Source organism: Bradyrhizobium sp. 87 (assembly GCF_023073015.1).
In the GTDB taxonomy this organism is placed as follows: domain Bacteria; phylum Pseudomonadota; class Alphaproteobacteria; order Rhizobiales; family Xanthobacteraceae; genus Bradyrhizobium; species Bradyrhizobium canariense_D.
In genome coordinates, this window is record NZ_JADPIQ010000133.1 from 15,624 (window position 1) to 36,975 (window position 21,352).

General features: G+C 65.1%; 18 protein-coding genes. 9 read left to right on the forward strand and 9 right to left on the reverse strand.

Annotation, left to right across the window (positions count from 1 at the left end; translation table 11 throughout):
- Positions 1–301: 301 nt before the first annotated feature.
- The 4 genes from IVB50_RS35160 to IVB50_RS35175 are packed head-to-tail and all read left to right on the forward strand — an operon-like array spanning position 302 to position 3,649.
- Entirely contained in the window at positions 302–817 is a 516-nt protein-coding gene (locus IVB50_RS35160) for a helix-turn-helix domain-containing protein (RefSeq protein ID WP_018454901.1), read from the forward strand.
- A gap of 1 nt (position 818) precedes the next feature.
- A complete protein-coding gene (gene fabF / locus IVB50_RS35165) occupies positions 819–2,075 on the forward strand; it encodes a beta-ketoacyl-ACP synthase II (RefSeq protein ID WP_247299540.1) in 1,257 nt (418 codons plus the stop codon).
- Between the two features lie 58 nt (positions 2,076–2,133).
- A complete protein-coding gene (locus IVB50_RS35170) occupies positions 2,134–2,766 on the forward strand; it encodes a LysE family translocator (RefSeq protein ID WP_018454903.1) in 633 nt (210 codons plus the stop codon).
- Positions 2,767–2,773: 7 nt separating this feature from the next.
- Positions 2,774–3,649 carry an alpha/beta hydrolase gene (locus IVB50_RS35175; protein WP_247299542.1) on the forward strand — a complete coding sequence of 292 codons (876 nt, stop codon included), beginning with the start codon at positions 2,774–2,776 and terminating at the stop codon, positions 3,647–3,649.
- A 27-nt stretch (positions 3,650–3,676) separates the two neighbouring features.
- Here IVB50_RS35175 and IVB50_RS35180 read toward each other — a convergent pair whose 3' ends face one another.
- From IVB50_RS35180 to IVB50_RS35190, 3 genes are all read right to left on the reverse strand, one after another.
- Positions 3,677–4,561: a 4-(cytidine 5'-diphospho)-2-C-methyl-D-erythritol kinase gene (locus IVB50_RS35180; protein ID WP_018454905.1), complete on the reverse strand. Its 885-nt coding sequence runs from the start codon at positions 4,559–4,561 to the stop codon at positions 3,677–3,679.
- Between the two features lie 28 nt (positions 4,562–4,589).
- Positions 4,590–6,392 (reverse strand): tetratricopeptide repeat protein, encoded by a 1,803-nt coding sequence (locus IVB50_RS35185; protein ID WP_026232840.1) that lies wholly within the window; start codon positions 6,390–6,392, stop codon positions 4,590–4,592.
- Between the two features lie 331 nt (positions 6,393–6,723).
- On the reverse strand, positions 6,724–8,385 hold the full coding sequence (locus IVB50_RS35190; RefSeq protein WP_018454907.1) for an electron transfer flavoprotein-ubiquinone oxidoreductase: 1,662 nt from the start codon (positions 8,383–8,385) through the stop codon (positions 6,724–6,726).
- Between the two features lie 135 nt (positions 8,386–8,520).
- On the opposite strand from IVB50_RS35190, the gene IVB50_RS35195 reads away from it, so the two are divergent.
- Positions 8,521–9,330 (forward strand): uracil-DNA glycosylase, encoded by an 810-nt coding sequence (locus IVB50_RS35195; RefSeq protein WP_247299544.1) that lies wholly within the window; start codon positions 8,521–8,523, stop codon positions 9,328–9,330.
- Positions 9,331–9,454: 124 nt separating this feature from the next.
- Here IVB50_RS35195 and IVB50_RS35200 read toward each other — a convergent pair whose 3' ends face one another.
- From IVB50_RS35200 to IVB50_RS35215, 4 genes are all read right to left on the reverse strand, one after another.
- Positions 9,455–10,963, reverse strand: coding sequence for a glycosyltransferase family 39 protein (locus IVB50_RS35200; protein ID WP_247299546.1), 1,509 nt, complete (start codon positions 10,961–10,963; stop codon positions 9,455–9,457).
- A gap of 98 nt (positions 10,964–11,061) precedes the next feature.
- A complete protein-coding gene (locus IVB50_RS35205; protein ID WP_247299547.1) occupies positions 11,062–11,919 on the reverse strand; it encodes a ribonuclease HII in 858 nt (285 codons plus the stop codon).
- 77 nt (positions 11,920–11,996) lie between these two features.
- Positions 11,997–12,452 carry a VOC family protein gene (locus IVB50_RS35210; protein WP_247299548.1) on the reverse strand — a complete coding sequence of 152 codons (456 nt, stop codon included), beginning with the start codon at positions 12,450–12,452 and terminating at the stop codon, positions 11,997–11,999.
- 23 nt (positions 12,453–12,475) lie between these two features.
- Positions 12,476–13,639: a PA0069 family radical SAM protein gene (locus IVB50_RS35215; RefSeq protein WP_018454912.1), complete on the reverse strand. Its 1,164-nt coding sequence runs from the start codon at positions 13,637–13,639 to the stop codon at positions 12,476–12,478.
- Between the two features lie 211 nt (positions 13,640–13,850).
- Between IVB50_RS35215 and IVB50_RS35220 the strand changes: the two genes are divergently transcribed.
- From IVB50_RS35220 to IVB50_RS35235, 4 genes are all read left to right on the forward strand, one after another.
- Positions 13,851–16,265: a phosphoketolase family protein gene (locus IVB50_RS35220; protein WP_247299660.1), complete on the forward strand. Its 2,415-nt coding sequence runs from the start codon at positions 13,851–13,853 to the stop codon at positions 16,263–16,265.
- Positions 16,266–16,273: 8 nt separating this feature from the next.
- Complete coding sequence (locus IVB50_RS35225; protein ID WP_018454914.1) at positions 16,274–17,458, forward strand: acetate/propionate family kinase; 1,185 nt, start codon at positions 16,274–16,276, stop codon at positions 17,456–17,458.
- Positions 17,459–17,796: 338 nt separating this feature from the next.
- Complete coding sequence (locus IVB50_RS35230; protein ID WP_018454915.1) at positions 17,797–18,372, forward strand: glycosyl transferase; 576 nt, start codon at positions 17,797–17,799, stop codon at positions 18,370–18,372.
- 63 nt (positions 18,373–18,435) lie between these two features.
- Complete coding sequence (locus IVB50_RS35235) at positions 18,436–19,362, forward strand: helix-turn-helix domain-containing GNAT family N-acetyltransferase (protein ID WP_018454916.1); 927 nt, start codon at positions 18,436–18,438, stop codon at positions 19,360–19,362.
- 244 nt (positions 19,363–19,606) lie between these two features.
- Here IVB50_RS35235 and moaB read toward each other — a convergent pair whose 3' ends face one another.
- Both moaB and IVB50_RS35245 read right to left on the reverse strand, forming a co-directional pair.
- Entirely contained in the window at positions 19,607–20,170 is a 564-nt protein-coding gene (gene moaB, locus IVB50_RS35240; RefSeq protein WP_018454917.1) for a molybdenum cofactor biosynthesis protein B, read from the reverse strand.
- A gap of 134 nt (positions 20,171–20,304) precedes the next feature.
- On the reverse strand, positions 20,305–21,240 hold the full coding sequence (locus IVB50_RS35245) for a neutral zinc metallopeptidase (protein WP_018454918.1): 936 nt from the start codon (positions 21,238–21,240) through the stop codon (positions 20,305–20,307).
- Positions 21,241–21,352 lie beyond the last annotated feature (112 nt).

Below are 21,352 nucleotides of genomic sequence, written 5' to 3' on the forward strand. Positions count from 1 at the left end.
TGCACCACAACAACAGTCGTGGCTATTGGGTCCCGGCCTTCGCCGGGACGACATCGTTGAGATACGCGCCACCACCGCATTAACAGCGTCATTGCGAGCGCAGCGAAGCAATCCAGAATCTTCCCGCAAAGGGACTCTAGATTGTTTCGCTTCGCTCGCAATGACGAGCTAGGTGTGCGAGGGCCGCCTTCCAACTTGCATTCAAATCCTGTGCGCCCTCTTGCGGCACACCTCCGTCGGAGTGTTCTAACGGTTCGCCTACTAACTTGCATTTTGCAAGCTACTCACCTACCTTCCCCTCATGCAGCCCAAATCCCCCTCCATTCAGGAATGTCCGGTCGGCCGCGCCGTGGAGACGGTCGGCGAATGGTGGAGCATTTTGATCCTGCGGGATGCATTCCAGGGCGCAACGAGGTTCGACGAATTTTCGCAAAGCCTTGGGATCGCGCCGAACATCCTGTCGCGGCGGTTGGCCCATCTCACCGAAAGCGGCATGTTCGTCCGCCGCCGCTACAATGAACGGCCGCCGCGCTACGAATATGTGCTGACGGACAAGGCCCGGGACTTCTTCCCCGTGGTCGCAACCCTGCTCGCTTGGGGCAACAAGCATCTCGCACCGATGGGCGAAGCGATCCTGCTCGCGAACCGGCACGATTGTCGTCCGTTCAATCCAGTCGTGGTCGATGCCGCCGACATGCAGCCGATCACGCTCACCAATGCGGTCGTCGTCGCAGGCCCCCGCGCCAGCCGTGTCATGCGTAAACGGCTGACCTCGCTCAAAGCCATGAACCCGGCCGTCGCGCCGGCTGGAGACTGACATGCGTCGTATCGTCGTGACGGGAATGGGCGCGGTGTCGCCGCTTGGCTGCGGTGTCGAACTTTCGTGGCGCCGGCTGCTGGCCGGCCAAAGCGGGCTGCGCCCGCTGCCGGAATGGTCGCAGGCGCTGCCCGCACGTATTGCCGGCCTCGTGCCCGACAAGGCCGATGACGCGGAGGGCGGCTTCGATCCCGCGCAGGCCGCCGCGCCGAAAGACCAGCGCAAGATGGACCGCTTCATCCTGTTCGCGCTGCTCGCCACCGCGGAAGCGGTTGCGCAGGCCGGTTGGACGCCGCAGGACGCGGCGGCGCAGGAACGAACTGCGACGATCATCGCCTCCGGCGTCGGCGGTTTTCCGGCAATGGCGGAGGCGGTGCGCATCACCGAACAGCGCGGCCCGCGCCGGCTGTCGCCGTTCACGATCCCCTCCTTCCTCGCCAATCTCGCCGCCGGCCACGTCTCGATCAAATACGGCTACAAGGGAGCGCTGGGCACACCGGTCACGGCCTGCGCTGCCGGCGTTCAGGCGATCGGCGATGCCGCGCGCATGATCCGCGCGGGCGAGACTGATGTGGCGATCTGCGGCGGCGCGGAAGCCTGCATCGACATCGTCAGCCTCGGCGGCTTTGCCGCGGCCCGCGCACTGTCGAGCGGATTCAATGACGCCCGCGCCTCGCGCCCGTTCGATCGCGACCGCGACGGTTTTGTCATGGGCGAAGGCGCCGGCATCCTGGTGATCGAGGAGCTGGAGCATGCGTTGGCGCGCGGCGCGACGCCGATCGCCGAGATCGTCGGATACGGTACGACCGCGGACGCCTATCACATGACATCGGGTCCGCCTGACGGCGACGGCGCCCGGCGCGCGATGGAGATCGCGCTCCGGCAGGCCGAGCTTGCGCCTGCGGATTTGCAGCATCTGAACGCGCATGCGACGTCGACGCCGGCCGGCGACGAGAGTGAGCTTGGCGCGATCGCGGCGCTGTTCGGCCGCCACCGCGGCATCGCGGTGAGCGCGACCAAATCGGCCACCGGGCATCTGCTCGGCGCCGCCGGTGGCCTCGAAGCGGTCTTCACCGTGCTCGCCCTGCGCGACCAGATCGCGCCGCCGACGCTCAATCTCGAAAACCCTGATCCCGCCGCTGGCGGCATCGACATCGTCGCCGGTGTGGCGCGACCGATGCCGATGCAGCACGCGATCTCGAACGGGTTCGGCTTCGGCGGGGTGAATGCCAGCGTGATCTTCCGCCGGATGGGCTGAACGACGGGCCTTAGTCGACGGGCCTTGCAATCGCGGCAAGCATCGCTACCAAAGCAGGATGATCAACACGAATTTCTGGCTGTTCCTGGCCGCCGCTTGTCTCATCGCCGCCGTTCCCGGCCCCGGCATTTTCTACGTCGCGGCACGGACCCTATCGGAAGGGCGCGGCAGCGGTTTTGCATCGACCGCGGGCACCGCGCTCGGCGGGCTGGTTCATGTGGTCGCGGGCAGCTTCGGCATCTCCGCGATCATTCTTGCCAGCGCCGAGCTGTTTGCCGCCGTGAAATTCGTCGGCGCACTTTATCTCGTCTGGCTCGGCATCAGGACTTTTCGCAGCGCCAGCCGCGCGCCGTCATTCGACAGCAAGCCCGTCGGCGACAAGCGCGCTTTTCGCGACGGCGTGCTGGTCGAGGCGCTGAACCCGAAGACCGCCGCCTTCTTCCTCGCCTTCATTCCGCAGTTCCTTGACCCGGCGGGATCGAACCCGACACTGCAATTCATCACGTTGGGCGCGCTCTCGGTGACGCTGAACACGCTCGCCGATATCGTGGTGGTGCTGATGGCCTCCGCGACACGTACGCAGTTGATCGGACGCCCGCATTTGATGCGACGTCTCACCCAGGGCTCCGGCGTCTTCATCGCAGGGCTCGGCCTGTCGCTCGCACTGGCGCGGCGGCCCGTGAATGGATAGCGCCACCATGCCCGCCCCGCAAAGCCGCATTTACGAGTCTCACGGCCTGCGGCTGCACTATGCCGACTGGGGCAACGACGGCGCGCCGGTCGCCATCCTGGTTCACGGCGGCCGCGATCACTGCCGGAGCTGGGACGTCATCGCCCGGTCGCTGCAGCCGCATTTTCACGTGCTCGCACCGGACCTGCGCGGTCACGGCGATTCCGACTGGACCAGGGGCGGCAGCTACGCGCTGACGGAGTATGTGTACGATCTGGCCCAGCTCGTCCGTGCCATCGCGGCGCCTCAAGTCACTCTCATCGGCCATTCTATGGGCGGCATGGTCAGCCTGATCTTTACAGGGGCATTCCCCGAACAGGTCTCGAAGCTGGTCGTGCTCGACGGCGTGACGATGTTGCCGGATACACCAAAACCGCCGGTGCATGAGCGGATCGGCAAGTGGATCGGTCAGCTCGACAAGTTGCACGACCGCGCACCGCGCCGCTATTCGACCCTCGAAGACGCGGCGGCGCAGATGGTCCTTCACAACAAGCGGCTGTCTCGCGAGCTCGCGCTGCACCTCGCCACCCACGGCGCGCGGCAGAACGAGGACGGCACCTATAGCTGGAAGTTCGATCCCTACCAGCGCGCCTCTGCGCCGCACCGGCTCTGGCCGGACGATCACATCGCGCTGTGGTCGCGCATCACCTGTCCGACGCTGCTCTTGAATGCCGGCGAAAGCTTTCTGGCTGGCGCGAGGGCCGCGGGGCTGGAGCGCTACTTTCCGCAGGCGCGCGTCGAGACCATTGCAGGGGCCGGACACTGGCTGCAGCATGACAAGCCGCAGGAGGTGTTGGGTGAGATCCGGCGGTTTCTCGGGCTTGGCGAGGACGCTGCGGGCTAGCTCCGCAACATCCGCGTCATTGCAGATCTAGCTCAGCGTTCCCGAGTGCACCCACCAGCCGGAATGATCCCTGCGGATATTCTCGGCGGCGGCATGCGCCTCGGCAGATGCGCCATAGATCGCAAAGCACGTCGCCCCCGAGCCGGACATGCGGGCGAGCTTGACGCCGGCGGAGCCACGCAAGGCTTCCAGCACGTCGCCAATCACCGGCTTGATGCGCATCGCAGGCGCTTCGAGATCATTGGCGACGGTCTCGAGAGTATCGATCCAGTCGGCGATGGAGGCGCCCTCGCCTGGCCAGGCCGGGCCGTCGAAGACGGACGTGGCGCCGACCAGGAGTTCGCCGTTGCGCAGGCCCAGCTCCTGGAACACGTCCTTTGTCGCGACCGGCACGCGTGGATTGACCATCACGCAGGGCATGCTCGGCAGCATCAAGGGCAGCAGCTGCTCGCCGACACCGGTCATGTCGCAGGCGCGCGAGAACAGACACACCGGCACGTCGGCGCCGGTCGCAAGCGCAACCTTCTGGAGGCGGGCGTCGTCGAGCGACAGATCGTTGAGGCGCGCCAGCAACCGCAGCGCCGCCGCGGCGTCGGCCGAGCCGCCGCCGATGCCGGCGGCGACCGGGAGCACCTTGTCGAGCGCGAAGGCGCCCAGCTTCAGGTTCGGGACGGCTTCGGCCAGGAGCTTGGCCGCCTTGAACACGAGGTTGTCGGCCATATTGCCGCAGGCCGCGGCGAGCGGCCCCGTCGTGGTGAGCTTCAGCTCGCCGCCGGGCTCCAGCGTGAGCCGGTCGGCGCAGTCGGCAAAGGCGACCACGCTTTCGAGATCATGATAGCCGTCGGCACGACGGCCCACCACGCGAAGGCTCAGATTGACCTTCGCGCGCCCTTCTTCAATCAACGCCGGCATTGACGACACGCCCCCAACTTCAACTCACTCAGCCGCCCTTGCCGTCGTCCTTCTTCTTCTCCTTCTCCGCCTGCGCAGCCGAGGAGTTCGAATTGTCGTCGGTCATACCGTTTGCAATCTTGGCCTCGATCTTCGGAAGCTCATCCGCTTCGGGCTTGAGATCGCGGGCGTGGGCCCACTGGAACTTGGCTTCCAGCGTGCGGCCGACGCGCCAATAGGCGTCGCCAAGGTGATCGTTGATAGTGGGATCCTCGGGCTTGAGATCAATGGCGCGCTCGAGGTTCTTCACCGCGTCCTCGTAATTGCCGATGCGGTAATAGGCCCAGCCAAGGGAGTCGACGATGTAGCCGTCATCCGGGCGCTGCTCGACTGCCCGCTTGATCATCTTCATGCCTTCGTCGAGATTGATGCCCTGGTCGATCCAGGAATAGCCGAGATAGTTGAGGACGTGCGGCTGGTCGGGTTGCAGCTCGAGCGCCTTCTTCATGTCGGCTTCGGCCTTGCCCCACTGCTTGGAGCGCTCCTCGCAGATGCCGCGATAATAATACCAGACGCTGTTGGCCTTATCGTTGCCGGCCGGCAGCACGTCGACGCCTTGCGAATAGGTCGCGCCGCATTCGCCGAACTTCTTGCGGCCGCGCTCGATGTTGCCGAGCGCCATGATGGCTTCGAGATCCTTGGGATCCTCAGTGGTGACGCCCTTGAGGATCTTGATCGCCTCGTCGGTGCGGTCGGCGGAATCCAGATCGATGGCGAGCTGGATTTGGGCGTTGCGCTTGAGTGGAGAGGACGACGGCACCCGCTCGTAGACCTTGATCGCCATCTGCGGCCGCTTCACCGATTCATAGAGATCGGCGAGCGAGAGCAGCGCCAGGGGATGGGTGGGCTGCAGGTAGAGCGAGAGCTGGAGGTAGACCAGCGCCAGATCCTCGCCGCCGCGGCGGGTCAGTGTGGCGCCGATGCCGTAGAGTGCTTCTGCGGCGCCGGCTTGCGCGCTATCGACCAGCGGCGGCATCTTCTTGCCGGCCTTGGTGTCGCGCAACCCTTCCACGATCAGCGGATGGCGGGCGAGCTTCTTGTCGAAAGCCTGGTAGACCGTGGTCGCGGCGGCCGAGTCCTTGTTGCGAGATAGCCAGCGCGCATAGGCCTCGGTGACACGCAACATGGAATCGTCGAGCTTGTAGGCACGCTCGAACCGGGTGCCAGCGTCTTTCTCCTTGCCGGCGAGTTCGAGGATCATGCCGGCATGGAGATCCTTGAACAGCGGATACCATTCAGGACCGGCCAGCTTGTCGATGGTGGCGACGCCGCCCTTGGCATCCCCCGCACCATAGGCGGCCCAGCCCGACAGCAGCGTGGCGACGAGATCGGTGATCGGACCGCGGATCGACTGGTTGATGTTGGTCTGCGCGGTCGCGTACTTCTTGAACTTGAGATCGTGCACGCCAACGACGAGCCGTGCAACGCGGTTGGTCTTGTCGATGGTCAGGATGCGCTCGGCGAGCTTGACAGCCTCGTCGATGTCACCGTCGGCGACCGAGGAGATGAAGGCGCGGTCGAGCAGCTCGTTGTTCTTGGGGTCGGTGCGCAGGGCCGAGCGATAGAATGCGGCGGCGGAGGCCGCGTCGCGCTCGACGCTGGCGTGGCGGGCGGCGAGATAGCTGCCGGAGGTGGTCAGCGCCTTCAGATCGTTTCGGGTCGGAAACTGCGCCGCCGTGTCGGACGGATGGTCCGGCGTCTGCGCCCGGACCGCGCCGGGGACCGTCGCCATCGCTGAGCCCATGAGGGCAATGGCGGCAACAGTCCAACGGTTGAAACGATTTGAAAGCATCGGGGCTCGCCTTGAGTTGGTAGTGCCTGGGTTTGCAGAAGGCCGTATCGCAAGCGAACGCGGCCGGTGGCATGGGGACCCGGAACCGTCAGGCCGACAATGCCGCTTTTGGCGCTTCACCGCAAGGATTCGGGCCGGGCGATCCCCTCCGCACGGCACAAATCGGCCAAGTGACCCGTCAAGAGCGCCCCAAGACGCCGCCAGTATGGCCTTATCGTGACCACGGGGACCGCGGCCGGGTTCTCACGCGAACGTGCGTCACAGGGCGAAGATCACGCAACTCTGGTCACATTGGCCTCGGTCACATGGATCGTGACTTGCTGACCCCAGCCTACATGGCCTCGTAGTTCGGACCGCCGCCGCCCTCCGGGGGAACCCAGGTGATGTTGCCGTTGGGGTCCTTCACGTCGCAGGTTTTGCAGTGAACGCAGTTCTGGGCATTGATCTGGAAGCGCGGGCCCGAACCTTCCTCGATCCACTCATAGACGCCGGCCGGGCAATAGCGATTCGAGGGACCGGCAAACACGTCGTGCTCGGAGGTCTTCTGGAGGTTCATGTCCGTGACCTTGAGATGGACCGGCTGGTCCTCCTCATGATTGGTATTGGACAGGAACACCGACGAGAGCTTGTCGAAGGAAATCTTGCCGTCCGGCTTCGGGTAGGTTCTCGGCGCGTGGGTCTTGGCCGGATCGAGCGTCGCGCGATCGGGCTTCGCGTGCGACTGGGTGCCAAATAGCGAGCCGCCGAACAGCGTGTTGCACCACATGTCGAAGATGCCGAGCCCGGCGCCGATGAAGGTGCCGAACTTCGACAACAACGGCTTGGCATTGCGGACAGGATAGAGGTCCTTACCGACGACGGAATCGCGCCAACCGTTCTCGTATTCGACCAGCTCATCATTGGCGCGGCCCGCAGCGAGAGCCACGTTAACATGTTCGGCCGCGAGCATGCCGGTGCCCATGGCATTGTGCACGCCCTTGATCCGGGGCACGTTGACGAAGCCGGCCGCGCAGCCGATTAGCGCACCGCCCGGGAAGCTCAGCCGCGGCACCGACTGGTACCCGCCTTCGGTGATGGCGCGCGCGCCGTAAGCCAGCCGCTTGCCGCCTTCAAGCGTCGCGCGGACGGCCGGATGGTTCTTGACGCGCTGGAATTCGTCGAATGGCGACAAATAGGGGTCGTTGTAGTTGAGATGAACGACGAAACCGATCGACACCAGGTTCTCGTCATAATGGTAGAAGAACAGGCCGCCGCCGGTGTTGTTGTTCAAGGGCCAGCCAACCGCGTGCTGCACGAGGCCCTTCTGATGCTTGGCCGGATCGATCTGCCAGACTTCCTTGAGCCCGATGCCAAATTTCGGCGGCTCACTTTTGGTGTCGAGCGCGTATTTCGAGATCAGCTGCTTGGTCAGGCTGCCGCGCGCACCTTCGGCGAACAGCGTGTACTTGCCGAGCAATTCCATGCCACGGGTAAAGGAGTCCTTCGGCTTGCCGTCCCGGCCGATCCCCATGTCGCCGGTGGCGATGCCGCGCACCGCGCCATTGTCGTCATAGAGCACTTCGGCCGCGGCAAAACCGGGATAGATCTCGACGCCTAGCGCTTCCGCTTTGCGCGCCAGCCAGCGGCAGACATTGCCGAGCGAGCCGATATAGCAGTGATGATTGTCCATCAGCGGCGGCATGATGAAGTTCGGCAGCTTGATCGCGCTGGTCTCGGTGAACCAGAAGAAGCGGTCGTCCTTGACCTGCGTCTTGAGCGGACAATCGGAATCCTCGCGCCAGTCCGGGATCAGCTTGTCGAGCCCGGCCGGATCGATCACGGCGCCGGAGAGAATATGCGCACCGACCTCGGAGCCCTTCTCCACCACCACGACATTGAGATCGGCATTGATCTGCTTCAGCCGGATCGCCGCAGCCAGGCCCGAGGGACCGGCGCCGACGATGACGACGTCGAATTCCATGGATTCGCGCGGGGGAAGTTCTTCGGTGCTCATCTGATCTCAGCCCTTGAGACGGTCCTTGGTCGATTGCGCCCTCTTGTTTCCGATTTTTCCGGGTAGGACAACCTCGGAAATGCGTTTCGCCGGGGTGCAAGGCGCCCCAAACTGGACTAATAGTCAGACTTTCCGATGATCCCAGAACCCGCACCCACGGTCCGAGAGCTGCTCGCCTTCTATCTGGAGGCCGGAGTCGATTGCACGCTCGCGGAGGAACCGATCGACCGCCTGGCGGAATTGGATGTTCCACCTCCGGCCCCGCGCGCGCCACCTCCAGTCGAGGCCCCACGGCCGGTCGCCGCGCCCGCGGTGATGCGCGGCGAGGCGGCACCTGCGCCCGACATCGCGATCGCCTCGGCGCGCGAGGCCGCACGCACCGCGCCAAGCTTGGAGGCGCTGCGCGAGCTGATGCAGAGCTTTGACGGCTGCGCGCTGAAGCACACGGCGACACGTTTGGTTTTCGCCGACGGCAATCCGCAGGCACGCATCATGTTCGTCGGCGAGGCACCGGGCCGCGACGAGGACATCGACGGGCTGCCCTTCGTCGGGCGCAGCGGCAAGCTGCTCGATTTGATGATAGGAGCCATAGGCCTCAACCGCACCACGGCCTACATCGCCAACGTGATTCCCTGGCGGCCGCCCGGCAACCGCACGCCGACGCCGCAGGAGACGCAAATCTGCCTGCCGTTCATCCAGCGCCAGATCGAGCTGGTGAATCCGGAGGTGCTGGTGACACTCGGCAATCCCTCGACGCAGACGCTGCTGTCGACCCGCGAAGGCATCATGCGTACCCGCGGCCGCTGGTTCGACTACGAGACGGGCGGGCGCACCATTCGCGCGCTGCCGACCTTCCATCCCGCCTATCTGTTGCGCTCGCCGTCGTACAAGCGGCTGGCCTGGCAGGATCTGCGCGCGATCGCGAAGGTGCTGGCGGAGGCGTGAGGGGCCGTACAGCCTTTCGCCGTCATTGCAGGCGCAGCGAAGCAATCCAGAATCTTTCCGCGGAGGGGCTGTGGATTGCTTCGTCGCAAGGGCTCCTCGCAATGACCACCGAAAGAGCGAGCAACTAAGTCCCCTTCGGCCGCACGATGGCCCAGCCGATGCGCAGGAGTTGCTGGCGTCCGGTCACCAGCCATTCGAAGGCGCGCGGGACTTCCGGCACGATGCCGGGAAAGCGCGCGAGGATGTCCGGCGGCGGCGTGCCGGCGGTATCGGAAGCGCGCCAGACCACGACGCCGCCGGTCTCGCTGAATTTGGCCTGATTGATCCAGGGTGTACGCGCGGGCTCGGCATCGATGAAGAGATGCGGCCGGCCGGAATGCAGCGTGATCAAGCTCGCAAGCTGGGTCTCGCCGGCGACCGCGCGCAGGCGATGATTGGTGCGGCGGGCAAAGCTCTCGTCGAAGAAGTCCGAAATCGCGCGGGCCGGCATCGAGGTCGCGATCTCGTTGGCACCGGTCCACGGCAGCAGCAGGACGGCGACCACGACGCCGATTGCGGGCGCCACGACGGCAGCCGCCCAGACCATCCGCAGCATCCTCGCGCGGCGCATCGCGATGAGATCGCCGGCCCCCACGACCACGGCAAGCCCCGACAACACCAGCACGACGCCGGCGCCGCCGACGACGGCGTCGAGGCCCAGCAGGCCGGAGATCAGCACCGCGCCGAGCGCCGGCGCCAGCGCGAAGAAATAGACGAAATTACGTGCGAGCGGCTCGACCGGCGGGCGGTAGATGATCGGCGCCTCCTCGCTCTTGGGCACGAACAGGCCGGTGTTGAGGACGGTCAGCGCCGGGATCGCCGCCGCACCGAGCAGGAGCCCCCCGAGCAGCCAGGCCGCGTGCAGCGCACGGGCATTGAGCTGGGCGACCTCAGGCAGGGCCGGCAGGACGAGCGCCTCGGCGCGCGTCAGCCAGACGGCATAGGGCAATGCCAGCACGGCGACGACCACCAGCGCAAACAGCGGGTCGAAGGCACGCAACGTGCGGCGGCCGTCCGCGGTTGCGAGCGCGAAGACGACGATCAGCAGCAGCAGGAAGATCGCAGCCGGCGTCGTCAACAGCAAGAGGCCGGCCTCGATCGACCAGGCAAACCAGGCGTTGCCGCGGCGCTGTCCGATGATCTGCCAGGAATGCAGCAGCAGCAGCGCCCAGAGCGGTCGCGCCAGCACCAGAGGGCCGAAGTCGAGTGTGGGCGAGGAGAAGGCCAGCAGCGTCATGGTCAGCAGCACGGCCAGCACTGCCTGCTGGGGGCCGACCACCGCGCGGGACAGATGATAGAGCGTGATCAACGTCGCGATCCCGCAGAGCTCGGCCAGCACGTAGACACCGAACAGGTGGCCGCCGGCAGCGCGATAGGCGATGTCGGCGAGCCAGACCGGCAAGGGCGGCCCGAGATCGGTGCCGACCTGGTATTCGCGGCCGAAGGCCAGCAGGGTCGCGAGACTGCCGGGCGGGCTGCGATAAAACACGAGCGCCACGAACAGCCACATCGCGGCCTGGAGCAGCACGGCGATCCAGACGATCAGCCGCGGCCGCGCGCGAATGAGCTCGATGACCAGGGAGGTAAACCGCATGTAACGTCCGAAAGATGCAGCCAACCCGTGAAGCCGGCCCTATTCGCTCACGACTGTTTTGATAAAGGGCGTGACGCGTCGTGGCAACTGAGTCTCGTCTAGAGATTTGCCGACGCGTCGACTTCCAGGCTCGCGTCCACCTGCAGCTGGATCTCGGTCACCGCAAACAGATCCTGCGCCGGCTCGACCGTCCAGGGCATGTGCTTGGCGCGTGCGGCGGCGACGGGGGCGAAGAAGCTGCGGTGGTGGACGGTGGGACCGAGGCGGTTAAGCGCGTCGAGGTGCTCGGGCACGGCGTAGCCCTTATGCTGCTCGAAACCGTAGCCGGGACAGTCCTGCGCCAACGCGCACATCAGGCGGTCCCGCGTTACCTTGGCGATGATCGAGGCCGCTGCGATCGACAGGACGATGCCGTCGCCGCCGATCACGGCCTCGCAATCGCATTCCGTGTCGAGCCGGTCGCGGCCGTCGACGAAGACGTGCCGCGGCTGCTGGGGCAGCGCCACCACGGCGCGCTTCAGCGCCCACAGCGAGGCGCGCAGGATGTTGTCGCGGTCGATGCGGGAGCGCGAGGCGACGGCCACCGAGACCTGGGCGGTCGCGCAGATCTTGCCGAACAGCCTTTCGCGCTCCTCGGCCGTCAGGCGCTTGGAATCGTCGATGCCGCGCGGGATGCGGTCGGGATCGAGAATCACCGCCGCCGCCACCACCGGACCGGCCAGTGGCCCCCGGCCCGCCTCATCGCAGCCCGCTACCGGCCAAACGCCGCGCTTGATCAGCGCGCGCTCACGGCGGAAGCTTGGGGCAACGATGATGGCGCTCTTTGTGCCGGCCAGCGCCTTGGCGATTTTTTTGGGCGCAGCTTTCTTGTTCTCAGGCGCAGCCTTCTCGTTCTTAGGCGCAGCCTTTTTGGGCGCGCCTTTGGCCGGCTTCTTGGCGGATTGATCCCGAATCATGGCCGGGATCGTGCGCAAGCGGCATGGCCTGCGCAATCGGGAACCTCGAACAATTCCCGTTATTCAAGCCAGCCGCCCTATTCCGCCAGATGCACCCGCCGGTCCTCGCCGACGTCGATGCCGGGCGCGACCACGACCTCCCAGGGATGGCCGTCAGGATCGGCGAAATAGCCGGAATAGCCGCCGTAGTCGGTCTCATGTGCTGCCTTCAGCAACGCGGCTCCCTTGCTGACGGCGAAGACCAGCACCGCATCCACCTCCTCACGCGCGCGGCAATTCCAGGCGAGCGTCATGCCGCGGAACGTCGATGGCCTCGGATGATCAGGCATTTTGGCGTCGACCGCGAGTTGATCCCAGGGAAACAACGCGAGCACCGGACCGCCGGTGTCATAGAACGCAACGGTCTCGCCGGTTACATTGAGCCGGCGCGAGAAACCGAGCGCGTCGTAAAAGGCAATGCTGGCGCGGATGTCGTTCACGCCCAGCGTGATGACGGTCAGCCGCGGGATAGGAGCTGGCGGTTCCTTACTCATAGACGCCTCTCTCACTTCGTCCCTCAGAACAGGCTGAGCTGATCGCCGTTCCGCTTCGGCTTGGCAAAATGATCCGTCGTCAGCTTGGCGCGCCGTTTGTTCAGCCCGAGCCTGTCGCAAGCGATCTCGAAGCGGCGGCCGATGGTCCAGGCCATCGGGCCGGTGCCCTTCATGCGCTCGCCCCATTTCGCATCGTAGTCACGGCCGCCGCGCATGTCGCGGATCAGCGTGAAGACGTGGCGATACCGGTCCGGATAGTTCGCCATCAGCCATTCCCGAAAGAGATCGCGCACCTCGAGCGGCAACCGCAGCAACACGTAGGAGGCCTCCTTGACGCCGGCATGGGCGGCGGCATCCAGGATGCGCTCGATCTCGGAATCGTTCAGCGCGGGGATCACGGGCGCGACCATGACGGTGGTCGGAATGCCAGCCTCGGAAAGCTGCTTCAGTGCCTCCAGCCGCTTCGGCGGCGTGGACGCCCGCGGCTCCATGGTGCGCGCTAGTTTCGGATCGAGCGAGGTCACGGAGATCCCGACCTTGGCGAGGTTGCGTTTGGCCATTCGCGCGAGAATGTCGATGTCGCGCACGACCAGCGCCGACTTGGTGACGATCCCGACGGGATGGCCGGCGCGCTCCAGCACCTCCAGAATGCCGCGCATGATTTTGCGCTCGCGCTCGATCGGCTGATAGGGATCGGTGTTGGTGCCGATCGCGATCATCCGCGGCTCGTAGCCCGGCGCCGCAAGCTCCTTCTCGAGCAACGCCGGCGCCTCGGGCTTCACGAACAGCTTCGACTCGAAGTCGAGCCCCGGCGACAGGCCGAGATAAGCATGCGTCGGCCGCGCGAAGCAATAGACGCAGCCGTGCTCGCAACCGCGGTAGGGATTGATCGAACGATCGAAGCCGATGTCGGGAGATTCGTTGCGGGTGATCACCTTGCGCGAGGTGTCGATCCCGACCGTGGTCTTGAACGGGGGCAGTTCTTCAAGGCTCTGCCAGCCATCGTCGAATGCGACGCGCGCCTCGGCCTCAAACCGGCCGCTGGCGTTGGACTGCGCGCCCCGGCCTCGCCTGCGCTGGCGGTCGATGGCGACCGCCAGCTCAGGGAAGTCAGAAGGCGCACCCGCCGGCTCGGAGGGCGCCGTGACCGGCGGGTGCTTGAGAGCATGAGAGGATGCTGGGCTCATGAAGCCAAGATAGCATGTCAAAGGAACAAATCAAGAACACAAACAAAAAACGTGAAAACAACCCCATGCACAGTAGAGCTGCCCAAATTTCGGGCGGGGGTTTTTGACTTCACGCAACACCAGCGTGACCACGATTCCGTTTGATCACGGGAGGGATCGATCGTCGCGGAACATGGTTGATGACGATCGTTGGGTGAAGGTCGGCAAGAACATGACAAATCAACAACAATTGGCCGCAGCGAGCAGCAACCTCGATCTGCTCGACCGCTATTGGCGCGCCGCGAACTATCTCTCCGTCGGGCAAATCTATCTCCTCGACAATCCGCTGTTGCGCGAGCCCTTACGGCCCGAGCACATCAAGCCGCGTTTGCTCGGCCATTGGGGCACGACGCCCGGTTTGAACTTCATTTATGCCCATCTCAACCGCGTCATCCGCGCGCTGGACCTGAACGTGATCTATGTCTGCGGTCCCGGGCACGGCGGCCCCGGCATGGTCGCCAACACCTATCTCGAAGGCAGCTACAGCGAGCTCTATCCCGACATCGCGCGCGATACCGCCGGGCTGCGCAAGCTGTTCAGGCAGTTCTCCTTCCCCGGCGGCATCCCGAGCCACGCGGCGCCGGAAACGCCGGGCTCGATCCACGAAGGCGGTGAGCTCGGTTACGCGCTGGTGCATGCCTATGGCGCGGCCTTCGACAATCCCGACCTGATCGTCGCCTGTGTCGTCGGTGACGGCGAGGCCGAGACCGGCCCGCTCGCCGCGTCCTGGCACTCCAACAAATTCCTCAATCCTGCGCATGACGGCGCGGTGCTGCCGATCCTGCATCTCAACGGCTACAAGATTGCCAATCCGACCGTGCTCGGCCGGATGCGCGACGACGAGATCCGCGATCTCTTCCGCGGGCTCGGCCACGAGCCGCTGTTCGTCGAGGGCGACGATCCCAGATTGATGCACCGGGCCATGGCAGACGCGCTCGACGTCGCGCTCGTCAGCATCCGGTCGATCCAGCAGCACGCCCGCGACGGCCGCAAGAGCGTCGAACGCCCGCGCTGGCCGATGATCGTGCTGCGCAGCCCGAAGGGCTGGACCGGCCCCAAGGAAGTCGACGGCAAGAAGGTGGAGGGCTTTTGGCGGGCGCATCAGGTGCCCGTCGCGAACTGTCGCGAGAACCCGGCGCATCTGAAGATTCTCGAAGACTGGATGCGCAGCTACGAGCCGGAAAAGCTGTTCGACGCGAACGGCGCGCTCATTGCCGAGCTCCAGGCGCTCGCGCCCGAAGGCAATCGCCGCATGGGCGCCAATCCGCACGCCAATGGCGGCCTTCTGAAGAAGGAGCTGAAGCTGCCGGACTTCCGCAGTTTCGCCGTCGAAGTAGCGCAGCCGGGCGGCGTCGTGGCGGAGGCAACCCGCGAGCTCGGGAAATTCCTGCGCGACGTCATCCGCCTCAACGCCGAGGCCCGCAACTTCCGCATCATGGGCCCGGACGAGACTGCGTCGAACCGGCTCGATGCGGTGTTCGAGGCCACCGAACGCGTCTGGATGGAGCCGACAAAACCTTACGACGTGCATCTCGCCCAGGACGGACGCGTGATGGAAGTCCTGAGCGAGCATCTCTGCCAGGGCTGGTTAGAGGGTTACCTGCTCACGGGCCGGCACGGCTTCTTCTCCTGCTACGAGGCGTTCATCCACATCGTGGATTCCATGTTCAACCAGCACGCCAAATGGCTGAAGGTGACCCGGCATCTGCCGTGGCGGCGACCGATCGCCTCGCTCAACTATCTGCTCACCTCGCATGTCTGGCGTCAGGACCACAACGGCTTCAGCCATCAGGATCCCGGTTTCGTCGATCTCGTCGCCAACAAGAAGGCCGACATCGTCCGCATCTACTTCCCGCCGGATGCCAACACGCTGCTGTGGATCGCCGATCACTGCCTGCGCACCTATGACCGCATCAACGTCATCGTCGCCGGCAAGCAGCCGGCGCCGCAATGGCTGTCGATGCAGGAGGCAGCCACGCATTGCGCCGCCGGCATCGGCATCTGGAGCTGGGCCGGCACGGAAGATGCGAATGGCGAGCCCGATGTCGTGATGGCCTGCGCCGGCGACGTGCCGACACTGGAAACGCTCGCTGCCGTCGACCTGCTGCGCAAGGCGCTGCCCGAGCTGAAGATCCGCGTCGTCAACGTCGTCGACCTCATGACGCTGCAACCCAGGGAGCAGCACCCGCACGGCTTGTCCGACCGCGACTTCGACGGCCTGTTCACGCGCGACAAGCCGGTGATCTTCGCCTATCACGGCTATCCTTATCTGATCCACCGGTTGACCTATAACCGCACCAACCACGCCGGCATGCACGTCCGCGGCTTTGCCGAGGAAGGCACCACGACGACGCCGTTCGACATGGTCGTGCTCAACGAGCTCGACCGCTATCACCTCGCGATCGAGGCGATCGAGCGCGTGCCGGGGCTCGCGACCAGGGCGGCGCAGGTGAAGCAGCAATTCCGCGACAAGCTGATCGAGCATTCGCGCTATGTGCGCGAACACGGCGAGGACATGCCGGAAATCCAGGAATGGGTCTGGCAGAACAGCGCCGGCGGCAACACGCCGGCAGAGGCAGGCGACTGAGGAGAGCCATGTCGAACACGGTTCTCGTTCTCAACTCGGGATCGTCGAGCATCAAATTCGGCCTGTTCGATATCTCGGCGGCCGAGCCCGCCCTGCTCTGCAAGGGCCTGCTTGACGAGCACGAGACGAAGCCGCGGCTCGTCGTGAAGAGTCCCGCGGGCGAAGACCTGTTCGAGAAACGGAGGGAAGCATCGGATGCGGCCAGCGATCATCTGTTCGCCGACGTGCTCGGCTTCATCGAGGATCGTTTCGGCGACCATCGCTTGCGCGCCGTCGGCCATCGCGTCGTCCATGGCGGTCCGGACTATTCCGCTCCGGTCGAGCTGACGGAGGATGTCACCGCAAAGCTGCAAGCGCTGACGCCGCTGGCGCCCCTGCACCAGCCGCGCTGCCTGGCTCCGGTCCGCACTATCACGGCGATCAGGCCCGACCTGACGCAGATCGCCTGCTTCGATACCGCTTTCCACCACGGCATTGCGCCGCCCGCCAGCCGCTTCGCCATTCCGCGACGTTATGAAGAGCGCGGCATCCGGCGCTACGGATTTCATGGCCTCTCGTTCGAATATGTCGCGGGACGGCTCGCCCGAATCGCGCCGCAGCTCGTGGCGAAGCGCACTGTGATCGCGCATCTCGGCAACGGCGCGAGCCTGTGCGGCTTGCGCGACGGCCGCAGCATCGACACCACGATGGGACTGACGCCGCTCGACGGGCTGGTGATGGGCACGCGCTGCGGCAGGCTCGACCCGGGCGTGCTGCTCTATCTGCAACAGCACGAGAAGATGTCGGTCGAAGATGTCCAGCACCTGCTCTACCACGAATCGGGCCTGCTCGGCGTCTCCGGCATCGCGTCGGATATGCGCATGCTGCTTGCGAGCCGCGAAGCTGCGGCGCGGGAGGCGGTCGAGCTCTTCACCTTCCGCGCCGCGCAGGAGGTGGCGGCGATGGCGACAACGCTTGCAGGGCTAGACTGCCTGGTCTTCACCGGCGGCATCGGCGAGCATGCCAGCGAAATCCGCAGCGCGATCGGTGAGCGTCTCGACTGGCTCGGCGTGCGCATCGATGCCGCTGCGAATGATGCGGCGCGCGAGCGCATCAACGATGGCGATAGCGCAGTCGATGTCTTCGTCATTCCAACGAATGAGGAACTGATGATTGCACGACATTGTGCGGCGGTGCTGCGAACAGCGAGTTGACCGGCGTTCATTCGAAGCCCTCGTCAGCAGCGTGGTTGCACGTTTTCCCGTCCTCGCGCTCGTCCGCTATCGCATCCTCCTCTTGCATGATTGCGAACGGCCGGCGCGCCGCGCAATATTGCGGCTCACCTCCGGATTAATACGGACAGGACAGGCTGGGGCGACACATTCGGCAATATCGCCGCCCCGTACGGGACATATTTGGATGCGAGGGCTGCAGCGGTTTACCATCGTCTGCCGAGGCGCGGCCGGAAAGTTGCACTCGGCAGCGCCATGTTTTATGACGCCCTCATAATGAGCTACGCTTCTCCCGAAGTGTGGACAGTGAAGCTTCCATCATGCTGAGCGTCATCATTCCGACCGAAGGCGTCGAGCAGACGGCCGTCGCAACTCTGGCCGCGCTGGTACCCGGTGCCGCCGCAGGCGTCATCCGGGAAGTGCTCCTGGTCGACGGCACCCGCAATGGCGTCATCGAGCGCGTTGCCGACGTCGCGGGCTGCCGTTTCATCGGCTTCGAAGGATCCACTCAAGGCGCCGCGCTCGCCGCCGGCGCACTCCAGGCCCGTTCGTCCTGGCTGATGTTCCTGCCCGCGGGCGCCGTGCTGGAAACCGGCTGGATCGAGGAAACCACCCAGTTCATCCAGTCCGTCTCGACCAGCGGCCGGGATCGTGCGGCCGTCTTCCGCTATGCGCGCTCGCCCTACGCCGATGCCGGCTTCCGCCACATCCTCCGGGCCCTGATGCGCAAGCTCGTCGGTCCCTTCGGCGATCAGGGACTTTTGATCGCGCGTGATCACTACGACCGCATTGGCGGCTACCCGCCCCAAGCCCGCCACTCCGAGGCACGGCTGCTCCGGCGGCTCGGCCGCTCGTCGCGGATCTTGCTGCGCAGCCGGATCGTCATGGTCGGCTGAGGCACGTCGATACTTGCCAAGGTCAAATAATTATTTGACAATGGCAAATATCGGAGGTGACCCATGTCGTTCAATCCTACCGACGACCACATCGCAGCGGTCCGCGCCTTCAACCGCTTCTACACCCGCAAGCTTGGCGTGCTCGACCAGCACCTTGGCAAGAGCCCGTTCTCGCTCAGCGAGGCCCGCGTGCTCTACGAGCTCGCGCAACGGGACGACCTTGCCGCCAAGGAGATCGGCAACGAGCTTGGCCTCGACCCCGGCTATCTCAGCCGGATCGTGCAAAGCTTCGACGAAAAGGGCCTGATCACCCGCAGGGCCCTGCCCGCGGATCGCAGGCAATACCAGCTCAGCCTCACCGCCAAGGGGCGCCAGGCCTTTGCCAAGCTGAACCTGGGCTCGCAAAATGAGGTCGCCGCAATGCTGGCTCAGCTTTCGACCAGCGATGCAACGCGGCTCACGCAGGCTATGGCGACCATCGAGGCCGTGCTGGAGCATCGAAGCCACCCCGCGGCTTTCATGCTGCGGAGCCATCGCGTCGGCGACATGGGCTGGGTCATCTCCCGGCAGGCCGCCGCCTATGCGGCCGACTACAACTGGGATATCAGCTACGAGGCCCTGGTCGCCGAGATCTGCGCACAGTTCATCAAGAACTATGACGCCGCCCGCGAGCACTGCTGGATTGCGGAAGTGGGCGGAGAGCCGGTCGGCTCTATCTTTCTGGTCAAGGCCACGGACCAGATCGCCAAGCTGCGCCTGTTGCAGGTGGAAAAGAAAGCGCGGGGACTCGGTGTCGGCCGCGCGCTGGTCGACCAATGCATCCAGGGTGCGCGCGAGAGGGGCTACAGCAAGATGACGCTGTGGACGCAAAGCATCCTGGTCGCCGCGCGTGGCATCTATCAAAGCGCAGGCTTCAAGCTCGTGAAGAGCGAGCCGCATCACAGCTTCGGGCAGGATCTGCTTGGGGAAACGTGGGAGCGGGATCTGTAGAACTCTCGCAACGAGCGAGAGGCGCATGTATGCGCCCTCGCCCCTTGTGGGAGAGGGCAGCGATGCTGCCAGACGCACACTCACTAGGGCGAGGGGTATGTCTCCGAGCACTCCGTGCCGATAGATACCCAAGCTTCGCTTCGGCATTCTTTAAGGACGGGCGGCCGAAGGCGGCCTATGCCACCTTCCCCGCATCCGCCTTCGCTAAAGCTTCGGCCGACATGAGCGGAGAAGAAATGTCCAACTACACCGTCGCGCCCTGGGCCTTCGGCCGGCGCAGATGCTCGTCCAGCCGTGGCATGATCTCGACGAAATTGCAGGGGCGGGTGCGGTAGTCGAGCTGGGCTTTGAGAATGCCGTCCCAGCCGTCGCGGCAGGCACCGGGCGAACCTGGGAGGCAGAAGATGTAGGTTGCGCCCGCGACGCCGGCCGTGGCGCGGCTCTGGATCGTCGACGTTCCGATCTTGGCGTGGCTCAGCATGTGGAATGAGATCGAGAAACCGTCCATGCGCTTCTCGAACAAGGGCTCGATCGCCTCCGGCGTGACGTCGCGCCCGGTGAAACCGGTGCCGCCGGTGGTGATGACGACGTCGACACCTGCGTCCGCAATCCAGCGGCGGATGACGGTGCGGATCGCCTCGACGTCATCGGTGACGATCTCGCGCGCGGCGAGATGATGGCCGGCAGCGGTGAGACGGTCGGCCAGGGTCTGGCCGGATTTATCATCCGCCAGCGCGCGCGTGTCCGACACGGTGAGCACCGCGATGTTGAGCGGGACGAACTGTTTTGTTTCGTCGATGGAGGTCATTGCAACGCACCTTCTTCACAGACCACTGACGTCATCCTGAGGTGCGCGCTCTTGCGCCCTCGAAGGATGGGCCACGGGCTCGCCATCCTTCGAGGCTCGCCAATTGGCGAGCACCTCAGGATGACGGATAACCCCTACTGTCCGCCCCCAAACGTGTTGCAGGCCTGGACGGTGCCCTGCTGGTAGCCGGTCATGAACCATTGTTTGCGTTGCGCCGCCGAGCCGTGGGTGAAGGAATCGGGCACGACGCGGCCTGTGGACTGGCGCTGCAGCGTGTCGTCGCCGATCGCGCTCGCCGTGGTGAGTGCGGCGTCGATGTCGCCCGGCTCCAGGAAGTTCGGCCGCTTCTTCGCCTCGCGATTGACCCAGACACCGGACAGGCAGTCGGCCTGCAATTCGACCTTCACCTGCAGCGCATTGGCCTCCGCCTTGCTGCCGGCCTGCTGCTGCAGCCGCGTCACGCGCGGAATGATGCCGAGCAGGTTCTGGATGTGATGGCCGGCCTCATGGGCGATGATGTAGGCGGTGGTGAAGTTACAGGCCGACTTGCCGGAGCAGCCGCGAAAACGCGTCTCGACCTCTCGGAAGAAACCGGTGTCGAGGAAGATGGTCCTGTCGGGCGGACAATAGAACGGTCCCATCGCCGACTCCGCCCGGCCGCAGCGCCCGCCATTGGTGACGTTGCGGAACAGCACGACCTTTGGACCGGTAAAGGACTGGCCGGAGGCCTGGAAGATCTCGCTCCAGCGATCGTCGATCTCGCCGAGGATGCCGGAGATCATGCTGCCCATCTCGTCTGTCGGCGCGCCGCGCTTGCCGTTGGACGACGATTGGCGATCGGTCTGGTAGGACGGCGCCTGGCCGCCGCCGGTGAGTATCTCGGCGCCGCCGATCAGGATGCGCGGATCGATGCCGAAGGCGTAGCCGACCAGGCCGAGCACGATGATGGTACCGATCCCAAGCCCGCCGCCGCCCATGGGGAGGCCGAACCCGCCTCCTCCACCGCCGCCGCCACCATCGTCGCGACGATCCTCGATGTCGTCGCTGCGGCGGAAATCATCGTAGCGCATGGCGGCTTCCCTCGGTCCTAGCTCAATTCGGCGCGAAAGCTCAACGCGCCACATACGTTTCCGTTGCGTTAATCAATATCCCGCTCGGCAATTATTGCCTAGTGCGACAGCA

Bases quoted from the DNA above. Each gene is read 5' to 3' on its own strand.
- IVB50_RS35220 (WP_247299660.1), top strand. From the start codon at position 13,851: ATGACAAATCAACAACAATTGGCCGCAGCGAGCAGCAACCTCGATCTG.
- IVB50_RS35215 (WP_018454912.1), bottom strand. From the start codon at position 13,639: ATGAGCCCAGCATCCTCTCATGCTCTCAAGCACCCGCCGGTCACGGCG.
- IVB50_RS35200 (WP_247299546.1), bottom strand. From the start codon at position 10,963: ATGCGGTTTACCTCCCTGGTCATCGAGCTCATTCGCGCGCGGCCGCGG.
- IVB50_RS35210 (WP_247299548.1), bottom strand. From the start codon at position 12,452: ATGAGTAAGGAACCGCCAGCTCCTATCCCGCGGCTGACCGTCATCACG.
- IVB50_RS35245 (WP_018454918.1), bottom strand. From the start codon at position 21,240: ATGCGCTACGATGATTTCCGCCGCAGCGACGACATCGAGGATCGTCGC.
- fabF (WP_247299540.1), top strand. From the start codon at position 819: ATGCGTCGTATCGTCGTGACGGGAATGGGCGCGGTGTCGCCGCTTGGC.
- IVB50_RS35190 (WP_018454907.1), bottom strand. From the start codon at position 8,385: ATGAGCACCGAAGAACTTCCCCCGCGCGAATCCATGGAATTCGACGTC.
- IVB50_RS35160 (WP_018454901.1), top strand. From the start codon at position 302: ATGCAGCCCAAATCCCCCTCCATTCAGGAATGTCCGGTCGGCCGCGCC.
- IVB50_RS35235 (WP_018454916.1), top strand. From the start codon at position 18,436: ATGTCGTTCAATCCTACCGACGACCACATCGCAGCGGTCCGCGCCTTC.
- IVB50_RS35185 (WP_026232840.1), bottom strand. From the start codon at position 6,392: ATGCTTTCAAATCGTTTCAACCGTTGGACTGTTGCCGCCATTGCCCTC.
- IVB50_RS35195 (WP_247299544.1), top strand. From the start codon at position 8,521: ATGATCCCAGAACCCGCACCCACGGTCCGAGAGCTGCTCGCCTTCTAT.
- IVB50_RS35230 (WP_018454915.1), top strand. From the start codon at position 17,797: ATGCTGAGCGTCATCATTCCGACCGAAGGCGTCGAGCAGACGGCCGTC.
- moaB (WP_018454917.1), bottom strand. From the start codon at position 20,170: ATGACCTCCATCGACGAAACAAAACAGTTCGTCCCGCTCAACATCGCG.
- IVB50_RS35170 (WP_018454903.1), top strand. From the start codon at position 2,134: ATGATCAACACGAATTTCTGGCTGTTCCTGGCCGCCGCTTGTCTCATC.
- IVB50_RS35180 (WP_018454905.1), bottom strand. From the start codon at position 4,561: ATGCCGGCGTTGATTGAAGAAGGGCGCGCGAAGGTCAATCTGAGCCTT.
- IVB50_RS35175 (WP_247299542.1), top strand. From the start codon at position 2,774: ATGCCCGCCCCGCAAAGCCGCATTTACGAGTCTCACGGCCTGCGGCTG.
- IVB50_RS35225 (WP_018454914.1), top strand. From the start codon at position 16,274: ATGTCGAACACGGTTCTCGTTCTCAACTCGGGATCGTCGAGCATCAAA.
- IVB50_RS35205 (WP_247299547.1), bottom strand. From the start codon at position 11,919: ATGATTCGGGATCAATCCGCCAAGAAGCCGGCCAAAGGCGCGCCCAAA.